The sequence below is a fragment of the Thalassospira profundimaris WP0211 genome, assembly GCF_000300275.1.
GTDB classification, from domain to species: Bacteria; Pseudomonadota; Alphaproteobacteria; order Rhodospirillales; family Thalassospiraceae; genus Thalassospira; species Thalassospira profundimaris.
This window is the reverse complement of record NZ_AMRN01000014.1, coordinates 1-16,052: the sequence shown is the minus strand read 5'-3', so window position 1 is coordinate 16,052 and position 16,052 is coordinate 1. Positions and strand designations below refer to the sequence as shown.

General features: G+C 55.4%; 29 protein-coding genes. All 29 read right to left on the bottom strand.

The genetic code is table 11. The annotated features are described in order from the left end of the window. Positions 1 to 63: 63 nt before the first annotated feature. Entirely contained in the window at positions 64 to 1,521 is a 1,458-nt protein-coding gene (locus tag TH2_RS19640) for a DegQ family serine endoprotease (protein ID WP_008892199.1), read from the bottom strand. Positions 1,522 to 1,709: 188 nt separating this feature from the next. After that, positions 1,710 to 2,141 (bottom strand): 50S ribosomal protein L17, encoded by a 432-nt coding sequence (gene rplQ, locus TH2_RS19635; protein WP_008892198.1) that lies wholly within the window; start codon positions 2,139 to 2,141, stop codon positions 1,710 to 1,712. Positions 2,142 to 2,338: 197 nt separating this feature from the next. Continuing rightward, complete coding sequence (locus TH2_RS19630) at positions 2,339 to 3,355, bottom strand: DNA-directed RNA polymerase subunit alpha (RefSeq protein WP_008892197.1); 1,017 nt, start codon at positions 3,353 to 3,355, stop codon at positions 2,339 to 2,341. A 123-nt stretch (positions 3,356 to 3,478) separates the two neighbouring features. Beyond that, positions 3,479 to 3,871: a 30S ribosomal protein S11 gene (gene rpsK, locus TH2_RS19625; RefSeq protein WP_008892196.1), complete on the bottom strand. Its 393-nt coding sequence runs from the start codon at positions 3,869 to 3,871 to the stop codon at positions 3,479 to 3,481. 15 nt (positions 3,872 to 3,886) lie between these two features. Then, the gene (gene rpsM / locus TH2_RS19620) at positions 3,887 to 4,255 is read right to left on the bottom strand and encodes a 30S ribosomal protein S13 (RefSeq protein ID WP_008892195.1); all 369 of its coding nucleotides are present in this window, start codon (positions 4,253 to 4,255) and stop codon (positions 3,887 to 3,889) included. Between the two features lie 119 nt (positions 4,256 to 4,374). Further along, complete coding sequence (locus TH2_RS19615; protein WP_008892194.1) at positions 4,375 to 5,019, bottom strand: adenylate kinase; 645 nt, start codon at positions 5,017 to 5,019, stop codon at positions 4,375 to 4,377. A 30-nt stretch (positions 5,020 to 5,049) separates the two neighbouring features. Then, the gene (gene secY, locus TH2_RS19610) at positions 5,050 to 6,396 is read right to left on the bottom strand and encodes a preprotein translocase subunit SecY (RefSeq protein ID WP_008892193.1); all 1,347 of its coding nucleotides are present in this window, start codon (positions 6,394 to 6,396) and stop codon (positions 5,050 to 5,052) included. An 80-nt stretch (positions 6,397 to 6,476) separates the two neighbouring features. Beyond that, a complete protein-coding gene (gene rplO / locus TH2_RS19605; protein ID WP_008892192.1) occupies positions 6,477 to 6,962 on the bottom strand; it encodes a 50S ribosomal protein L15 in 486 nt (161 codons plus the stop codon). 29 nt (positions 6,963 to 6,991) lie between these two features. Next, the gene (gene rpmD, locus TH2_RS19600) at positions 6,992 to 7,186 is read right to left on the bottom strand and encodes a 50S ribosomal protein L30 (RefSeq protein ID WP_007091489.1); all 195 of its coding nucleotides are present in this window, start codon (positions 7,184 to 7,186) and stop codon (positions 6,992 to 6,994) included. A gap of 6 nt (positions 7,187 to 7,192) precedes the next feature. Then, positions 7,193 to 7,768, bottom strand: coding sequence for a 30S ribosomal protein S5 (rpsE, locus tag TH2_RS19595; RefSeq protein WP_008892191.1), 576 nt, complete (start codon positions 7,766 to 7,768; stop codon positions 7,193 to 7,195). A gap of 11 nt (positions 7,769 to 7,779) precedes the next feature. Continuing rightward, positions 7,780 to 8,133: a 50S ribosomal protein L18 gene (gene rplR, locus TH2_RS19590; RefSeq protein ID WP_008892190.1), complete on the bottom strand. Its 354-nt coding sequence runs from the start codon at positions 8,131 to 8,133 to the stop codon at positions 7,780 to 7,782. Between the two features lie 11 nt (positions 8,134 to 8,144). Further along, on the bottom strand, positions 8,145 to 8,678 hold the full coding sequence (gene rplF, locus TH2_RS19585; protein ID WP_008892189.1) for a 50S ribosomal protein L6: 534 nt from the start codon (positions 8,676 to 8,678) through the stop codon (positions 8,145 to 8,147). 12 nt (positions 8,679 to 8,690) lie between these two features. Further along, complete coding sequence (rpsH, locus tag TH2_RS19580; RefSeq protein WP_008892188.1) at positions 8,691 to 9,089, bottom strand: 30S ribosomal protein S8; 399 nt, start codon at positions 9,087 to 9,089, stop codon at positions 8,691 to 8,693. Between the two features lie 12 nt (positions 9,090 to 9,101). Further along, complete coding sequence (gene rpsN / locus TH2_RS19575) at positions 9,102 to 9,407, bottom strand: 30S ribosomal protein S14 (RefSeq protein WP_008892187.1); 306 nt, start codon at positions 9,405 to 9,407, stop codon at positions 9,102 to 9,104. A gap of 13 nt (positions 9,408 to 9,420) precedes the next feature. Then, on the bottom strand, positions 9,421 to 9,960 hold the full coding sequence (gene rplE / locus TH2_RS19570; protein WP_008892186.1) for a 50S ribosomal protein L5: 540 nt from the start codon (positions 9,958 to 9,960) through the stop codon (positions 9,421 to 9,423). Positions 9,961 to 9,971: 11 nt separating this feature from the next. After that, the gene (gene rplX / locus TH2_RS19565) at positions 9,972 to 10,289 is read right to left on the bottom strand and encodes a 50S ribosomal protein L24 (RefSeq protein ID WP_008892185.1); all 318 of its coding nucleotides are present in this window, start codon (positions 10,287 to 10,289) and stop codon (positions 9,972 to 9,974) included. Then, positions 10,289 to 10,657, bottom strand: coding sequence for a 50S ribosomal protein L14 (rplN, locus tag TH2_RS19560; protein ID WP_008892184.1), 369 nt, complete (start codon positions 10,655 to 10,657; stop codon positions 10,289 to 10,291). Before rplN ends, rplX begins: the two co-directional genes overlap by 1 nt. 34 nt (positions 10,658 to 10,691) lie before the next feature. Further along, positions 10,692 to 10,925, bottom strand: coding sequence for a 30S ribosomal protein S17 (rpsQ, locus tag TH2_RS19555; protein WP_008892183.1), 234 nt, complete (start codon positions 10,923 to 10,925; stop codon positions 10,692 to 10,694). A gap of 26 nt (positions 10,926 to 10,951) precedes the next feature. After that, positions 10,952 to 11,152 carry a 50S ribosomal protein L29 gene (gene rpmC / locus TH2_RS19550; protein WP_008892182.1) on the bottom strand — a complete coding sequence of 67 codons (201 nt, stop codon included), beginning with the start codon at positions 11,150 to 11,152 and terminating at the stop codon, positions 10,952 to 10,954. A gap of 6 nt (positions 11,153 to 11,158) precedes the next feature. Further along, entirely contained in the window at positions 11,159 to 11,578 is a 420-nt protein-coding gene (rplP, locus tag TH2_RS19545; RefSeq protein ID WP_008892181.1) for a 50S ribosomal protein L16, read from the bottom strand. A 12-nt stretch (positions 11,579 to 11,590) separates the two neighbouring features. Continuing rightward, positions 11,591 to 12,277, bottom strand: coding sequence for a 30S ribosomal protein S3 (gene rpsC / locus TH2_RS19540; RefSeq protein ID WP_008892180.1), 687 nt, complete (start codon positions 12,275 to 12,277; stop codon positions 11,591 to 11,593). Beyond that, a complete protein-coding gene (rplV, locus tag TH2_RS19535; protein ID WP_008892179.1) occupies positions 12,277 to 12,657 on the bottom strand; it encodes a 50S ribosomal protein L22 in 381 nt (126 codons plus the stop codon). The genes rpsC and rplV overlap by 1 nt, the downstream gene beginning before the upstream one ends. A gap of 2 nt (positions 12,658 to 12,659) precedes the next feature. Beyond that, positions 12,660 to 12,938: a 30S ribosomal protein S19 gene (rpsS, locus tag TH2_RS19530; protein WP_008892178.1), complete on the bottom strand. Its 279-nt coding sequence runs from the start codon at positions 12,936 to 12,938 to the stop codon at positions 12,660 to 12,662. Between the two features lie 16 nt (positions 12,939 to 12,954). Beyond that, the gene (rplB, locus tag TH2_RS19525; RefSeq protein ID WP_008892177.1) at positions 12,955 to 13,782 is read right to left on the bottom strand and encodes a 50S ribosomal protein L2; all 828 of its coding nucleotides are present in this window, start codon (positions 13,780 to 13,782) and stop codon (positions 12,955 to 12,957) included. A 4-nt stretch (positions 13,783 to 13,786) separates the two neighbouring features. Continuing rightward, a complete protein-coding gene (locus TH2_RS19520; RefSeq protein ID WP_008892176.1) occupies positions 13,787 to 14,089 on the bottom strand; it encodes a 50S ribosomal protein L23 in 303 nt (100 codons plus the stop codon). Next, positions 14,086 to 14,706: a 50S ribosomal protein L4 gene (rplD, locus tag TH2_RS19515; protein ID WP_008892175.1), complete on the bottom strand. Its 621-nt coding sequence runs from the start codon at positions 14,704 to 14,706 to the stop codon at positions 14,086 to 14,088. Before rplD ends, TH2_RS19520 begins: the two co-directional genes overlap by 4 nt. A gap of 5 nt (positions 14,707 to 14,711) precedes the next feature. Continuing rightward, complete coding sequence (gene rplC / locus TH2_RS19510) at positions 14,712 to 15,428, bottom strand: 50S ribosomal protein L3 (RefSeq protein ID WP_008892174.1); 717 nt, start codon at positions 15,426 to 15,428, stop codon at positions 14,712 to 14,714. Positions 15,429 to 15,444: 16 nt separating this feature from the next. Next, positions 15,445 to 15,753, bottom strand: coding sequence for a 30S ribosomal protein S10 (gene rpsJ, locus TH2_RS19505; protein ID WP_008892173.1), 309 nt, complete (start codon positions 15,751 to 15,753; stop codon positions 15,445 to 15,447). A 120-nt stretch (positions 15,754 to 15,873) separates the two neighbouring features. Next, the coding region (locus TH2_RS20840; protein ID WP_008892172.1) for an EF-Tu C-terminal domain-related protein at positions 15,874 to 16,052 on the bottom strand (179 nt) is incomplete at its 5' end.

The following is a 16,052-nucleotide window of genomic DNA, read 5'->3' as shown; positions in this document are numbered from 1 at the left end:
AAGATACAAAAAGGCGCGCACCACAGCGGTACGCGCCTTTGTTTTGGGTATCAGACCTGACAGTTACAGGGTGAAATCACCGGTCAGGACCTTGCCATCGCGTTTGACAGAAATCTTCCAGTCCCGGCTGCGTTCACCGGCACGAACGACTTCCTTGAACCGCGCGACCGTATCAATCGGTTGTCCATTGACCTCGACAATATAGTCACCGGCCTGAAGACGCGTGCGGCGTGCGAGGCTATCGCGGGCAACGGCCAGGATCATCACACCTTCGCTAAGCGTATCGATGCCCAGTTCATCGGCCAGTGCCGGGTTCATATTGGCGATCTTGGTGCCGCTGAACGGATTGCGGCCATCAATGATGCTTTCGTCACGGGCGGGAATTTCCGGTGCAACTTCCAGCGGCATGGCAAGAATGGTTTCAGCCCCGCGCCGCAGGACTGACAGCTTTGCCTCGCCGTTCAGCTCAAGCGTTGCGATACGGAATTTAAGCTCGTTCGGGTTATCCACGGCCAAGCCGTTGACCGCAATCACAACGTCCCCTGATTGCAGGCCGCCGCGTTCAGCCGGGCTTCCGGCGCGAACCTTGTTGATCAGGACACCATGCGGGCGATCAAGTTCAAGAGAGGCCGCCAGATCGGCCGTCACCGACTGCCCGGCTGCACCCAGCCAGGGGCGACGCAGATCGCCACTGATCAGGCCGCGCATCACGACCTTGACCATATTGGCCGGAACCGCAAAGCCGATGCCGTTCGACCCACCGGACTTGGTAAAGATCGCCGAGTTGACCCCGATCAGGTTGCCATCAATATCGACCAATGCCCCGCCGGAGTTGCCCGGGTTGATCGCGGCATCGGTCTGGATAAAGGATTGATAATCCTGACCGGTGACACCGGCACGCGCCAATGCCGAAACAATGCCACTGGTCACGGTTTGTCCGACACCAAACGGGTTGCCGATGGCAAGCACAAGGTCGCCAACCTCGACCGCATCAGAGTCGCCAAACGGAATGGCCGGGAGTTCGTTATCAACATCGCGCAGTTTGAGGACGGCAAGATCGGTCCGTTCGTCCGATCCGACCAGATCGGCATCAAATTCGCGGTTGTCATGCAAGACGACGCGAATCTCGCTGGCGCCATCGATCACGTGATGGTTGGTGACCACCGTGCCATTGCCCGAAACAATCACACCAGAACCGAGCGAACGTTCAACACGCTGGCGCGGGGCACCGAAGGCACCACCGAAACGATCGCCAAAGAACTGTTTGAAGAACGGGTCATTGAAGAACGGCGTGCGCTGGCGTTGTTCGACGACCTTCTTGGTGTAGATGTTGACAACCGCCGGGGCGGTTTGTTTGACCAATGGCGAAAGCGACATCTTGATGTCCGCCTGGCTGGACGGCAAACGCCGGTCCAGGGTGGCTTCATCGCTTTGGGCATGGGCCAGATTGCCTGTGCTTGAAATCGTCGCGAGTCCGATTATTGCAAAGGCGACAATCTTTGAAATCCATCTTGCCTGCACGTCACACTCTCTCTGTTGGTTTGCTTGTTCGCGGTCTTGTGACCGACAAAGACTTGTCATCAATTAGGGAAACTAGACCTTACGCGCAACCTTGTCGGAAATATGAACTTTATGTCATTTAGCAAAAAGAAAACGGGCGACACCAGATGGCATCGCCCGTTTCTGTTTCTTAAAGGCCGAAGCGTTGCTTATTCAGCAGCTGCTTCTTCGCCTTCGCCCTCTGCTTCGAGGCGAGCACGGTCTTCCGCGCCTTTTGCATCGGCGTTGCGATCGACAAGTTCAATCACAGCAACCGGAGCCGCATCGCCATAACGGAAGCCAGCCTTGAGAACACGGGTGTAACCACCAGCGCGCTCTTTGTAGCGGTCAGCGATTTCGCCGAACAGCTTGGCAACGACTTTGTCATCACGCAGAATCGAAATGGCCTGACGGCGTGCATGCAGGTCGCCCCGCTTGCCCAGCGTAATCAGTTTTTCGACATACGGGCGAAGATCCTTGGCCTTCGGAAGAGTGGTTTTGATCTGCTCGTGGGTGAGCAGCGAAACTGCCATGTTGGCAAACATCGCCTTACGATGGGACGAAGTACGATTAAGCTTACGGCCTTGCATACCGTGACGCATGGTAACTCTCCTTAATAGCCTGGCTTCGCTCACGAAACCGATTGTAAAACCGCGCCGCCACCCTGATCACTTTTATACAAAGGCCAGGTTATGCACGTGCGGTGTGGGCAACAAGCCCGCCGGATGCCCAAACAACTGGGGTCCCCGGTTTGGAACACGAATGTTCCGATCTCGGCCCGAAGGCTGAAGACCCGTTCTTAGAACGGATCTTCGAACTTGCGCGCAAGTTCTTCGATGTTTTCCGGCGGCCAACCGCCGACTTCCATACCAAGATGCAGACCCATCTGAGCCAGAACATCCTTGATTTCGTTCAGCGACTTACGGCCGAAGTTCGGCGTACGGAGCATTTCTGCTTCGGTCTTCTGAACAAGATCACCGATATAGATGATGTTGTCGTTCTTCAGGCAGTTAGCCGAACGTACCGACAGCTCAAGCTCGTCAACCTTACGAAGAAGGTTACGGTTGAACGGCAGTTCGTCTTCTTTCTTCTCTTCGACAACCGCTTCCGGCTCTTCGAAGTTGACGAACAGCGACAGCTGGTCCTGAAGGATACGGGCAGCAAGGGCAACCGAATCTTCCGGGGTCAGTGCACCGTTGGTTTCAACGGTCAGCGACAGCTTGTCAAAGTCGGTATCCTGACCAACACGGGTGTTTTCCACCTTGTAGGCCACTTTACGGATCGGGCTGAAGATCGCATCGATCGGAATAAGACCAATCGGCGCGTCCGACGAGCTGTGCGAGCTGGCTGCAACATAGCCTTTACCGTTATCAACGGTGAATTCGATGTTGAGCGTAGCACCATCGTCAAGATGGCAAAGCTCGAGATCCGGGTTAAGGATTTCGATATCCGCACCGGTTTCGATCTGACCTGCGGTGACGGCACCAGGGCCGGTCGCCTTCAGAGCCATTTTCTTCGGACCTTCAGCATGCATGCGCACGCCCATGGTCTTGATGTTCAGGATGATGTCGGTGACATCTTCACGCACACCCGGGATCGACGAAAATTCGTGCAATACACCGTCGATCTGGATCGCGGTAACTGCCGAACCCTGGAGCGACGACAGCAGAATGCGACGCAGCGCGTTACCCAGAGTCTGACCAAAACCGCGCTCCAGCGGTTCTGCCACGATCGTACCAATACGGCTGGCATCAGTACCCGGAGTAACATCAAGCTTCGTCGGCTTAATCAGTTCCTGCCAGTTCTTTTGAATCACGAGACCCACCTTCGCAACTGGAGCCTATGGAAAGGAGGGCAATAAACTTGCCCCCACGAGAAACGCGAAGAGGCCCGGTCATCCCGGGCCCAAACGCGGGGTCGTCCGCAAGGATCGACGCGATTAGACGCGACGACGTTTACGCGGACGGCAACCGTTGTGCGGAATCGGCGTTACGTCTTTGATCGACGTAATGGTGAAACCGACAGCCTGAAGCGCACGCAGTGCAGATTCACGTCCCGAACCCGGGCCTTTAACCTGTACTTCGAGGGTTTTCATACCGTGTTCAGCAGCTTTTTTACCTGCGTCTTCGGCAGCCATCTGTGCAGCATACGGAGTCGATTTACGCGAACCGCGGAAACCCATACCACCAGCGGTCGACCAGGAAATGGTATTTCCCTGTACGTCGGTGATGGTGATCATGGTGTTGTTGAAGGTCGCGTTTACGTGCGCGATACCGTTCGTAATGTTCTTGCGCTCGCGGCGACGCACGCGAGTCTGAGGAGTCTTCGCCATTGTCGTTCCCCTACCTTACTTCTTCTTGCCAGCAATCGGCTTAGCCGGGCCCTTACGGGTGCGAGCGTTGGTGTGGGTACGCTGACCGCGTACCGGGAGACCGCGACGATGACGCAGGCCGCGATAGCTGCCCAGGTCCATCAGACGTTTAATGTTCATTGCGGTTTCACGACGGAGGTCGCCTTCGACGGTGTAATCAGCGTCGATGACTTCACGAACCTTCAGAACCTGGTCATCAGAAAGCTGATGAACGCGGGTTGCGGATTCGATGCCAACCTTTGCGCAAATTTCTTTGGCTTTAGCCGGGCCAATACCGGTGATGTAGGTAAGCGCAATCACGACACGCTTAGCGGTCGGGATGTTTACGCCAGCAATACGAGCCACTATGTGAACTCCTGTTTCCTGTTAACAAACCCAGGGGCAGATCCGGTAGGGTGGGACGCTGCAAAAGCGGGCCAGCATTACTGCCAACCCGCCAGCAAAAAAACGCCCTGCCCGGGAAATTACCCCAGGATGGCTTCAATCTCGCGCGTAACTTGGTCGATTTCAGCCATCCCGTCAACTGTTTTCAGCTTACCGACCTTTTCATAGTAAGGAATGATCGGTGCTGTCTGCTTGTGATAAGCTTCCAGTCGCGAAGTGACCGTTTCGGCATTGTCGTCCGCACGGCGTTTAAATTCGGTGCTGCCACATACGTCACAGACACCTTCCTTGGCAGGTTTCTGGAACTCGTCGTGATAGCCCTGCCCGCATTTCGCGCAGGTATAGCGGCCAACAATACGGGCCACCAGTGCTGCATCGTCAACACGCAGTTCAATCACATAATCAAGTGCCAGTCCCTTGGATTCCAGCATTTCGTCCAGGGCTTCTGCCTGGGCGGTCGTGCGTGGGAACCCGTCCAGAATGAAACCACCCTTGGTATCATCCTGGTCAAGTCGTTCGGAAATCAGACCGATCATCAGATCGTCGGATACGAGCTGGCCCGCATCCATGACTTCCTTTGCCTTCTGCCCCAGTTCCGTGCCAGCAGCAACCGCCGCGCGGAGCATGTCGCCCGTCGAGAGCTGGATCATGCCGCGTCCTGTTTCAAGACGCTTGGCCTGGGTACCTTTCCCTGCGCCGGGAGGGCCAAGAAGGATAATGTTCATCGTCTTCCCCCTGAATGCGGTGGTCGCTTGTTAGCGGCGGCGACCACGCAGTTTGGATTTCTTGATCAGGCCTTCATACTGATGAGCCAGCATATGAGACTGAATCTGCGCAACGGTATCCATGGTTACCGTGACAACGATCAGGAGGCTAGTCCCACCAAAGTAGAAGGGAACAGACCATTCCGCGATCAGAAGTTCCGGCAGGATACAGACGAATGCGAGATACGCTGCACCGATCACCGTCAGACGGGTCAGAATGAAATCCAGATAGTTGGCTGTATTTTTACCCGGACGAATGCCCGGAATAAAGCCACCATGTTTCTTCAGGTTGTCTGCCGTATCTTCCGGGTTGAAAACAACCGCGGTGTAGAAGAAGGCAAAGAAGACAATCAAACCGATATAAAGCGCAATATAAAGCGGCTGACCACGGCCAAGCAGTGCAGTTGCAGTCGTCAACCATGCCGGGGCATCAACACCGGTGGTGAACTGGGCAACCGACAGCGGCATGAGCAGCAACGAGCTTGCGAAAATCGGCGGAATAACACCGGCAGTGTTGATCTTGAGCGGCAGGTGCGAGCTCTGACCTTCCATGACCTTCATGCCGACCTGGCGTTTCGGGTACTGGATCAGAACGCGGCGCTGTGCACGTTCAACAAAGACGATGAAGGCGATAACTGCGATTGCCAGAACGATGATTGCAACGATAACCAGTGCAGAGATCGCACCGGTACGACCCAGTTCAAGGGTGCCTGCAATCGCGCTTGGCAGACCGGCAACAATACCGGTGAAGATGATCAGCGAAATACCGTTACCAATGCCGCGCTGGGTGATCTGTTCACCAAGCCACATCAGGAACATGGTGCCACCAACAAGGGTGATCACAGCGGTAATGCGGAAGAACATGCCCGGATCCACAACAGCAGCACCGGTCGAACCGGTCATGCTTTCAAGACCAACAGCAATGCCCCATGCCTGCACCGTTGCAATCAGCACCGTCAGATAGCGGGTATATTGATTAATCTTTTTACGACCCTGCTCGCCTTCCTTCTTGAGTTGCTCAAGCGTTGGCGAAACAGTCGTCATCAACTGAATAATAATCGAGGCCGAGATGTACGGCATGATATTCAGCGCGAAGATCGTCATACGACCCAGCGCACCACCGGCGAACATGTCAAACATGCCCAGAACGCCACCCGCATTCTGACGGAAAATGTCAGCAAGAATAGACGGGTCAACACCAGGAACCGGAATATAGGTTCCAAGACGGTAAACAATAAGCGCGCCCAAAGTGAACCAGATACGCTTTTTAAGCTCGGTTGACTTTGAAAAAGCGGACCAATTCAGGTTCGCGGCAAGCTGCTCGGCGGCCGATGCCATGCACTCATCTCCCAATACACATAAACTGGAGGGTCCGGTCCCGTGTACTGGAACCGGACCCTCTCGAAGTCAATTTAGGCTTATTCTGCGGATTCTGCAGCAGCGACCGGAGCAAGAACCTTGACCGAACCACCAGCTTTCTCGACAGCTTCAACAGCTGCTTTGGAAGCACCGGAGATTTCGATGTTCAGTTTCGCTTTCAGTTCGCCTTTGGCAAGAAGACGCAGACCGTCTTTCTGCGGACGAGCCAGACCTTTTTCCGCAAGAACAGCGACGGTGACATTTGCACCTTCTTCAAGAACGCCGTTATCAACAGCAGTCTGAAGGGTACCAAGGTTCACAACGCCGAACTGTTTCTTGAACGGGTTTTTGAAGCCGCGTTTCGGAAGACGGCGATAGATAGGCATCTGCCCACCTTCGAAGCCATTGATGGCTACACCCGAACGGGACTTCTGACCCTTCTGACCTGCGCCAGAAGTTTTGCCTTTGCCCGAACCGATGCCGCGACCGACGCGGGTGCGCGCCTTGCGGGCACCCGGGTTATCGGCGAGTTCGTTGAGTTTCATCGTTCAACACCTTTTCGATCTGGGGTCAATCAAGCCTCGTCCACACGGACGAGGTGTTTGACCTTTGCGATCATACCGCGAACAGCCGGAGTATCTTCCAGCTCACGAGTCCGGTGCAGTTTGTTCAGGCCAAGACCAACAAGGGTCTGGCGCTGATCAGCCGGACGTCCGATCGGCGAACCCGTCTGGGTAACGCGTACGGTCGCTTTTTTCTTAGCAGCCATATCGAATTACTCCTTTTCGAGAACGGCGGCAGCAGCCGAACCGCTATCGCGACGGGCAACGACGTCACCGACTTTCAGGCCACGCTTAGCAGCGACCTGACGCGGGGAAGCACCGTTGACCAAAGCGTCAAGGGTTGCGCGGATCACGTTGTGCGGGTTGTTCGAACCGGTGCATTTGGACACAACGTCCTGAACGCCCATGGTTTCGAAAACCGCACGCATCGCACCGCCTGCGATGATACCGGTACCAGCCGGAGCGGAGCGAAGGATAACCTTGCCTGCGCCGAAATGGCCCTGCGTATCATGGTGAAGGGTACGGCCTTCACGCAGCGGAACGCGGATCATGTTACGTTTAGCAGCTTCGGTGGCCTTACGGATCGCTTCCGGAACTTCACGGGCTTTACCCGTGCCGTATCCGACGCGACCGCGCTGGTCACCGACAACTACCATTGCGGAGAAAGCAAAGCGACGGCCGCCCTTAACGACTTTCGCGACGCGGTTGATACCAACCAGCTTGTCGACGAGTTCGTTTTCTTCACGGGCTTTCGGCGCCTGCTGCTGTTGATTCTGGTTACGTGCCATGGTCGTGCTCCTTAGAAGTCCAGACCGCCCTCACGGGCGGCATCGGCCAGAGCTTTCACCCGGCCATGGAACAGATACCCGCCACGATCGAAAACGACCGTTTTCACACCAGCTTTGACTGCGCGCTCGGCAATTGCCTTGCCAACCAGAGCAGCGGCGTCGGCATTGCTGCCTTTCGCCTTCAGATCTTTCTCCATCGTCGAGGCAGCCACCAGGGTGGTGCCTTTGACGTCGTCGATGATCTGAGCATAGATGTGGGCGTTCGAACGGTGCACGCTGAGGCGCGGGCGACCGGCCGCTTTCTGGCGGATCGCAAAACGAACGCGACGCTTGCGGCGTTCGAATAGGCTTCTCACGTTTTTCATCGTGCCTGTCCTTACTTCTTCTTGCCTTCTTTGCGCAAGATATACTCGCCTTCGTAGCGGACACCCTTGCCTTTGTAAGGCTCCGGACCGCGCCAGCCGCGTGCATTCGCAGCGAACTGACCAACGAGTTGTTTATCTGCGCCAGAAATGGCGACGAGGGTCGGCTTTTCAGCAACGACGTTAAGACCCGCAGGGATCTCCATTTCTACGTCATGTGAGAAGCCAAGCTGCAGAACCAGGTTTTTGCCCTGAACCTGCGCACGGTAACCAACACCGGTGATTTCCAGTTTCTTGGTGAACCCTTCCGAAACCCCGGTAACGAGGTTCGCGATATTGGCACGGGTGGTACCCCAAAGGGCACGAGCGCGCTTGCTATCGTTTTTAGGTTTCACGAAGATCTGGTTATCTTCCTGAGTGACGGATACGTCCGAGGTCAAAGCCAGGTTAAGCTCACCGAGCTTGCCTTTTGCGCTGATCTGCTCTTCGGTCAAGGTGATGGTAACGCCGTTAGGCACGACCACCGGGTTTTTTCCTACTCGCGACATCGTTGGCCCTCCTTAGAATACCTTGCAGAGGATTTCGCCGCCGACATTCTGCTCGCGAGCCTCCTGATCCGATAGAACCCCTCGCGGAGTGGACAGGACTGCGATGCCCAGACCGTTATATACCTTCGGAAGATCTTTGATCTTCGAATATACACGACGACCCGGGGTCGAGACGCGGTCGATCTGCTTAATCACGCCATCACCCTCAAAATATTTGAGTTCGATGGTGATTTCGCTGACGCCCTTGCGAATTTCATTAACATTGTAACCGCGGATATAACCTTCGCGCTGGAGAACATCCAGCACACCGGTACGCAGTTTCGAAGCCGGCGAAACGACGCTGGATTTACCAACGCGCTGGCCGTTACGGATACGCGTGAGCATATCACCGACTGGATCAGTCATCGACATGTGATGTCCTCCTTACCAGCTCGACTTCACCATGCCCGGGATCTGACCACGTGAAGCAAGTTCACGAAGCGCGATACGGGACAGGCGGAATTTGCGATAGACACCACGTGGACGACCGGTGATCTGGCAGCGAATACGCTGACGGATACGAGCCGAGTTACGCGGCAGCTGGGCGAGTTTCATCACAGCAACGATACGATCCTCAGGGGTCGTCTCGCGATTTGCGATAACCGCTTTAAGGGCGGCACGCTTGGCAGCATATTTTTTTGCCAGGCGTTCACGTTTGAGTTCACGCTCTACAGCGCTTTTCTTGGCCATGGGCCAACCTCCGTTAGTTTCCGAACGGAAGATCAAAGCCCTTAAGAAGGGCGAGAGCTTCATCGTCGGACTTAGCCGTGGTACAAATGATGATATCCATCCCGCGAACAGAGTCGACTTTGTCGTACTCTACCTCAGGAAAGACGAACTGTTCTTTCAAGCCCATGGCAAAGTTGCCACGACCATCGAAAGATTTTTTGTTCAGGCCGCGGAAGTCACGAACGCGCGGCAGCGCGATGGTGACCAGGCGGTCCAAGAACTCAAACATACGGTCGCGACGCAAGGTCACTTTACAACCGATGTTCATACCTTCACGCAGCTTGAAAGCCGCAACGGACTTTTTCGCCTTGGTGAAGACAGGCTTCTGACCGGTGATAGCAGCGAGATCCGCAGCAGCACCTTCCAGCTTCTTACGATCCTGGGTGGCGTCGCCGACACCCATGTTGATCACGATTTTCTCGAGGCGCGGAATCTCCATGGTGTTCTCGTAGGAGAACTCCTTCTGGAGTGCGTCACGCACCACTTCTTTGTAATGTTCGCGCAGGCGCGTCATTTTTCCGTCCCTCAGTTGTCGATGACTTCGCCGCTGAGCTTCGCTACGCGAACCTTGCGACCATCATCGAGGGTCTTGAAACCGACGCGGGTCGGCTTGTTTTCTTTCGGGTCAACAATCGCGACGTTGGAAACAGCAATTTTTGCTTCCTTTTCGACGATGCCACCAGCATCAGCACCGGTCGGGCGCTGGTGACGTTTCACCAGGTTAATGCCCGAAACCAGAACTTTGTTCTCGGTCGGGAAAGCGGCGAGAACTTCGCCGGTTTTCCCTTTGTCTTTACCCGTCAGAACAACGACGCGATCGCCCTTTTTAATCTTGGCAGCCATTACAGCACCTCCGGAGCGAGCGAAATGATCTTCATGTAACCTTTAGAACGAAGTTCACGGGTTACCGGGCCAAAAATACGCGTGCCGATCGGCTCGCCGTTCGCATTAATGAGAACGGCAGCGTTGCGGTCAAAGCGGATCGCCGAGCCATCGGCACGACGAATTTCCTTTGCGGTGCGAACGATGACAGCTTTGTGAACTGCACCCTTCTTTACGCGACCGCGCGGAATGGCTTCCTTGACGGAAACCACGATAACATCACCAACGTTGGCGGTTTTGCGCTTCGAGCCGCCCAGCACCTTGATGCACTGGACGCGGCGAGCGCCGCTGTTGTCGGCGACGTCCAGATTGGACTGCATCTGGATCATGGGTTTACCCCTTGACTATGATTGGGCTGAGGACTCACTCCTCGACCACTACTTCCCAAGACTTCAACTTCGAGATCGGTTTGCATTCGCGAATGCGAACAACGTCACCCGTTTTGAAGCGGTTCTCTTCATCGTGCGCGTGGAATTTCTTCGACTTACGCACGTACTTTTTATACAGCGGGTGCATGACCTGGCGCTCCACTCGGACCACCACGGTCTTGTCGTTTTTGGTCGAAACGACTGTCCCCTGCAATACACGCCTCGGCATGTGTGTCTACTCCTCTGCGTGTCCAGTTAGGCCGCGGTTGCACCCTTCTCGTTACCGAGAAGGGTTTTAATGCGGGCAATATCACGACGGACCTGGCGGACCCGCGCAGTGTTCTCGAACTGCCCCGAAGCCTGCTGGAAACGCATATTGAACGATTCCTTACGCAGGTCCAGAAGCAGCTGCTTCAGTTCGTCAGCGCTTTTAGCGCGGAGATCAGCAATTTTCATCACTAATTACTCCCCTTCACCAAGACGGGTGACAAACTTGGTCTTGATCGGCAATTTTGCCGCTGCCAGCTCGAAAGCTCGGCGTGCAAGATCCAACGGAACACCGTCGAGTTCAAACATGATCCGACCCGGTTTAACGCGTGCCGCCCAATATTCAGGCGAGCCTTTACCTTTACCCTGACGGACTTCGGCAGGCTTCTGCGAGACCGGGAGATCCGGGAAAACGCGAATCCACACACGGCCTTGACGGCGCATGTGGCGGGTGATCGCGCGGCGAGCCGCTTCGATCTGACGCGCCGTTATACGCTCCGGCTCCATGGCTTTCAAGCCATAAGCGCCGAAATTAAGTTCGGTACCACCCTTGGCTTCACCTTTGAGGCGGCCTTTGTGGGCTTTACGGAACTTTGTACGTTTCGGAGAAAGCATATCGGGATCTCCTTACTTACGACCGGAACCAGCCGACTCGAGAGCGCGACGCTCAGAAGCCAACGGATCATGTGCCATGATTTCGCCCTTGAAGATCCAGACCTTCAGACCGCAAACACCGTAGGTGGTGTGTGCTTCCGAAGTGCCATAATCAACGTCCGCACGCAGGGTATGCAGCGGAACGCGACCTTCACGGTACCATTCGGTACGGGCGATTTCAGCGCCACCAAGACGACCAGCAGCATTAATACGAATGCCACCGGCACCGAGACGCATTGCGTTCTGAACCGAGCGCTTCATAGCGCGACGGAACGAAACACGGCGCTCAAGCTGCTGGGCGATGTTGTCAGCGACCAGCTTGGCATCGAGTTCCGGCTTGCGGATCTCGATGATGTTAACCTGCACTTCGGCATTTGCCAGTTTCTGCAGATCGTTCTTGAGCTTCTCGATGTCCTGGCCTTTTTTCCCGATCACAACGCCCGGACGAGCGGTGTGGATCGAAATGCGGGCTTTCTTCGCCGGACGTTCGATAATCACCTTCGATACACCCGCCTGTTTCAGACGGTCGAAGATGAAATTGCGGATCGCGAGATCTTCGTGAAGAAGACCAGCGAAATCGGCCTTGTTGGCGTACCAGCGGGAATCCCAGGTACGGTTAATGCCAACGCGCAGACCGATCGGATTAATTTTCTGACCCATTACTCGGCCTCCTCACGTTCGCAAACGACGATGCGCATGTTGGAGAACGGCTTAATGATTTTGCCAACACGACCGCGTGCACGGGCGCGCCAGCGCTTCATTACGAAGGCCTTACCAACAGATGCCTCTTTAATATAGAGACGGTCAACATCGAGCTGATGGTTGTTTTCGGCATTAGCAATTGCCGATTCCAGCAGCTTTTTGACGTCCTGCGAAATGCGTTTATTGGAGAAGGTCAGTTCTGCCAAAGCAGCTTCTGCCTTCATACCACGAATCGACTCGGCGACGAGGTTGAGCTTACGCGGGGAAATGCGTACTGCCCGGAGCGAAGCCGCGGCCTCGTTATCCGCCAGCCGACGGATGTCAGCTTTCTTACCCATCGTTACTTCCTCTTCGCCTTTTTGTCGGCCGCGTGACCATAGTAGGTACGGGTCGGCGAGAATTCACCGAACTTGTGACCAATCATATCTTCGGTCACGAGCACCGGCAGGAATTTCTGGCCATTGTAAACCCCAAAGGTGAGGCCTACGAATTGCGGCAGAATCGTCGAACGCCGCGACCAGGTCTTAATTACCTCATTCCGGCCTGAGGCACGGACAGTATCGGCTTTCTTAAGAAGGTATCCGTCAACAAACGGACCCTTCCAAACGGAACGCGCCATAGTCTAGCCTCCTCCGTTAGCTCTTGTGACGACGGCGCATGATGAGCGCGTCGGTCTTTTTGTTCGAGCGGGTACGTTTGCCCTTGGTAGGCTTGCCCCACGGCGTAACCGGGTGACGACCACCCGACGTACGACCTTCACCACCACCATGCGGGTGATCGATCGGGTTCATGGCAACGCCACGAACCGAAGGACGCTTGCCAAGCCAGCGATTACGGCCGGCTTTACCAAGGTTCGAGTTCTGATGGTCCGGGTTGGACACGGCACCGATGGTAGCCATGCATTCACCACGAACCAAACGTACCTCACCGGAGGACAGCTTAAGCTGGGCGTAACCCTGGTCCTTACCAACAAGCTGTACATACGAGCCTGCTGAACGTGCGACCTGACCACCTTTACCGGCTTTCAGTTCGACGTTATGGACAATGGTACCGACCGGAATGTTCTTCAGCGGTGCGGCGTTACCCGGCTTAATGTCTACGCGTTCAGCGGCAACAACGTTGTCGCCGACAGCGAGACGCTGCGGTGCGAGGATGTAGGCCAGCTCGTCGTCGGAATAGCGAACCAGTGCGATAAACGCGGTACGGTTCGGATCATATTCCAAACGCTCGACGGTACCGACGACGTCAAACTTGGTACGTTTGAAGTCGATGAGACGGTAACGACGTTTGTGACCACCACCAATACGGCGGGCGGTGATACGACCAGTGTTGTTACGGCCACCTTTCTTGCGAAGACCTTCGGTCAACGCTTTGATCGGCTTGCCCTTGTGGAGATCAGAACGATCCACGAGAACCAGCTGACGGCGACCAGGAGAGGTTGGTTTAAACTTCTTCAAAGCCATTGTCTTAGATTCCCGTAGTCACATCGATGGACTGGCCCTCTTCGAGGGTCACCATCGCTTTCTTGAAATCGCTCCGACGACCGGAAATACCGCGAAAACGCTTGGTCTTTCCTTTTACCACAGAGGTATTGACCGCCTTGACCTTCACCCCGAACAGACCTTCCACAGCAGCCTTGATCTCCGGCTTGGTGGCGTCGATCGCAACTTTGAACGCAACTGCGTTGTGTTCAGAAATCAGCGTCGACTTTTCAGTGATATGCGGGGCGCGGATGACTTCGTACATCCGCTCTTTGCTGATGATCGTCATTTGAGACGTGCCTCCAACGCTTCGACCGCACCCTTGGTCAGCACCAGGGTGTCACGGCGCAGGATGTCATAGACGTTAGCACCAATCTGCGGGAGCACATCAACCTGCGGGATGTTGCGCGCTGCGCGTGCAAAACCTTCGTTGACCTGCGCACCGTCGATGATCAGTGCAGACTTCCAGCCGAGTTTATTGAAAACTGCGACCAGATTCTTGGTTTTGGCGTCCGAGAATTCCGCATTATCAAGAACGATAAGCTTACCGTCTTTTGCCTTAGCCGACAGAGCGGTTTTCAGCGCGAGTTTACGGAACTTCTTGGTCAGATCGTGTGCGTGGTCGCGAACGCGCGGACCGTGCACGGTACCACCACCACGGAACTGTGCGGCTTTACGGGAACCGTGACGTGCACCGCCACTACCCTTCTGACGCACGAATTTTTTCGTGGTTGCGGAAACTTCGGACTTTTCCTTTACCTTGTGGGTACCGGCACGGCGTTTTGCCAGCTGCCAGTTCACCATGCGGTGCAGGACGTCACGACGTACTTCCAGACCAAAGATGTCTTCTGCAAGATCAATCTTACCGGACTTGGAAGCGTCAAGTTTGAGAATGTCGAGCTTCATGATGCTTATTCCTTATCCTCGGCGACAGCTTCTTCAGCGGCCGGGGCAGCACCCTTGAGCGCGGCCGGGAACGGCAGACCTTCCGGTGCAGCACGCTTCACGGCATCCTTGACAAGGACATAGGCACCCTTGTGACCCGGAACGGCACCATGCACCAGGATCAGGCCTTTGTCGGCGTCCGAAGACACGACTTTAAGGGACTGAACGGTTACACGTGCGGCACCGAGGTGACCAGCCATCTTCTTACCTTTGAAGACGCGGCCCGGGTCCTGGCACTGACCGGTGGAACCATGCGAACGGTGCGATACAGACACACCGTGCGACGCACGCAGACCACCGAAGTTGTGACGCTTCATCGCACCGGCAAAACCTTTACCGATGGACGTGCCGATTACGTCAACGTACTGGCCTTCGACGAAATGGGTTGCAGCAAGTTCTGCACCAACTTCGATCAGGCCATCTTCGCTCACGCGGAATTCAGCAAGTTTGGCTTTCGGCTCAACCTTGGCTTTGGCGAAGTGGCCACGCATCGGCTTGGATACGTTTTTCACTTTCGCTTTGCCATAACCAAGCTGAACAGCGACGTAGCCGTCGGTGTCGTTGGTACGGTTGGCGACAACCTGAAGATCTTCGACCTTCAGAACGGTTACAGGAAGGTGGGAACCGTCGTCGTTGAAGACGCGGGTCATACCGACCTTCTGGGTAATAAGTCCACTACGCATTGCGGCTTACTCCCGATTAAAGTTTGATCTCGACATCGACACCGGACGCAAGGTCGAGCTTCATAAGAGCATCGACGGTTTGCGGGGTCGGGTCGACAATGTCGAGAAGACGCTTGTGCGTACGGATTTCAAGCTGTTCGCGTGACTTTTTGTTCACGTGCGGAGACCGCAGAACAGTGTACTTTTCGATGCGGGTCGGCAGCGGAATCGGGCCGCGGACCTCTGCGCCAGTGCGCTTCGCCGTATTGACGATCTCACGCGTGGACTGATCCAGCACGCGATGGTCAAACGCCTTGAGGCGAATGCGAATGTTCTGACTATCCATGTAATTATGTACCGGAGCCCTCAAAAGGACACCGGCCCCTCAACTGGAGTTGACGATTGCCGCAAAAGTGTTGCGGGCGGCTTACATAGCCGCCCGCTCCACAAAGATCAAGAGAAAAAATTATTCGATGATCTTGGCAACAACGCCCGCGCCGACGGTACGACCGCCTTCACGGATTGCGAAACGCAGACCTTCGTCCATTGCGATCGGTGCAATGAGAGTTGCGGTCATCTGAACGTTATCGCCCGGCATAACCATTTCGGTGCCAGCCGGCAGCTCGATCGAACCGGTTACGTCAG

Coding starts and splice junctions, on each gene's coding strand:
- rplQ (WP_008892198.1), bottom strand. CDS start 2,141: ATGCGTCACGGTATGCAAGGCCGTAAGCTTAATCGTACTTCGTCCCAT.
- rpsK (WP_008892196.1), bottom strand. CDS start 3,871: ATGGCGAAGACTCCTCAGACTCGCGTGCGTCGCCGCGAGCGCAAGAAC.
- TH2_RS19615 (WP_008892194.1), bottom strand. CDS start 5,019: ATGAACATTATCCTTCTTGGCCCTCCCGGCGCAGGGAAAGGTACCCAG.
- secY (WP_008892193.1), bottom strand. CDS start 6,396: ATGGCATCGGCCGCCGAGCAGCTTGCCGCGAACCTGAATTGGTCCGCT.
- rplO (WP_008892192.1), bottom strand. CDS start 6,962: ATGAAACTCAACGAACTCGCCGATAACCCGGGTGCCCGCAAGGCGCGC.
- rpmD (WP_007091489.1), bottom strand. CDS start 7,186: ATGGCTGCTAAGAAAAAAGCGACCGTACGCGTTACCCAGACGGGTTCG.
- rpsE (WP_008892191.1), bottom strand. CDS start 7,768: ATGGCACGTAACCAGAATCAACAGCAGCAGGCGCCGAAAGCCCGTGAA.
- rplR (WP_008892190.1), bottom strand. CDS start 8,133: ATGAAAAACGTGAGAAGCCTATTCGAACGCCGCAAGCGTCGCGTTCGT.
- rplF (WP_008892189.1), bottom strand. CDS start 8,678: ATGTCGCGAGTAGGAAAAAACCCGGTGGTCGTGCCTAACGGCGTTACC.
- rpsH (WP_008892188.1), bottom strand. CDS start 9,089: ATGTCGATGACTGATCCAGTCGGTGATATGCTCACGCGTATCCGTAAC.
- rpsN (WP_008892187.1), bottom strand. CDS start 9,407: ATGGCCAAGAAAAGCGCTGTAGAGCGTGAACTCAAACGTGAACGCCTG.
- rplE (WP_008892186.1), bottom strand. CDS start 9,960: ATGACGCGCCTGCGCGAACATTACAAAGAAGTGGTGCGTGACGCACTC.
- rplX (WP_008892185.1), bottom strand. CDS start 10,289: ATGGCTGCCAAGATTAAAAAGGGCGATCGCGTCGTTGTTCTGACGGGT.
- rplN (WP_008892184.1), bottom strand. CDS start 10,657: ATGATCCAGATGCAGTCCAATCTGGACGTCGCCGACAACAGCGGCGCT.
- rpsQ (WP_008892183.1), bottom strand. CDS start 10,925: ATGCCGAGGCGTGTATTGCAGGGGACAGTCGTTTCGACCAAAAACGAC.
- rpmC (WP_008892182.1), bottom strand. CDS start 11,152: ATGAAAATTGCTGATCTCCGCGCTAAAAGCGCTGACGAACTGAAGCAG.
- rplP (WP_008892181.1), bottom strand. CDS start 11,578: ATGCTTTCTCCGAAACGTACAAAGTTCCGTAAAGCCCACAAAGGCCGC.
- rpsC (WP_008892180.1), bottom strand. CDS start 12,277: ATGGGTCAGAAAATTAATCCGATCGGTCTGCGCGTTGGCATTAACCGT.
- rplV (WP_008892179.1), bottom strand. CDS start 12,657: ATGGGTAAGAAAGCTGACATCCGTCGGCTGGCGGATAACGAGGCCGCG.
- rpsS (WP_008892178.1), bottom strand. CDS start 12,938: ATGGCGCGTTCCGTTTGGAAGGGTCCGTTTGTTGACGGATACCTTCTT.
- rplB (WP_008892177.1), bottom strand. CDS start 13,782: ATGGCTTTGAAGAAGTTTAAACCAACCTCTCCTGGTCGCCGTCAGCTG.
- TH2_RS19520 (WP_008892176.1), bottom strand. CDS start 14,089: ATGACGATCATCAGCAAAGAGCGGATGTACGAAGTCATCCGCGCCCCG.
- rplD (WP_008892175.1), bottom strand. CDS start 14,706: ATGAAGCTCGACATTCTCAAACTTGACGCTTCCAAGTCCGGTAAGATT.
- rplC (WP_008892174.1), bottom strand. CDS start 15,428: ATGCGTAGTGGACTTATTACCCAGAAGGTCGGTATGACCCGCGTCTTC.
- rpsJ (WP_008892173.1), bottom strand. CDS start 15,753: ATGGATAGTCAGAACATTCGCATTCGCCTCAAGGCGTTTGACCATCGC.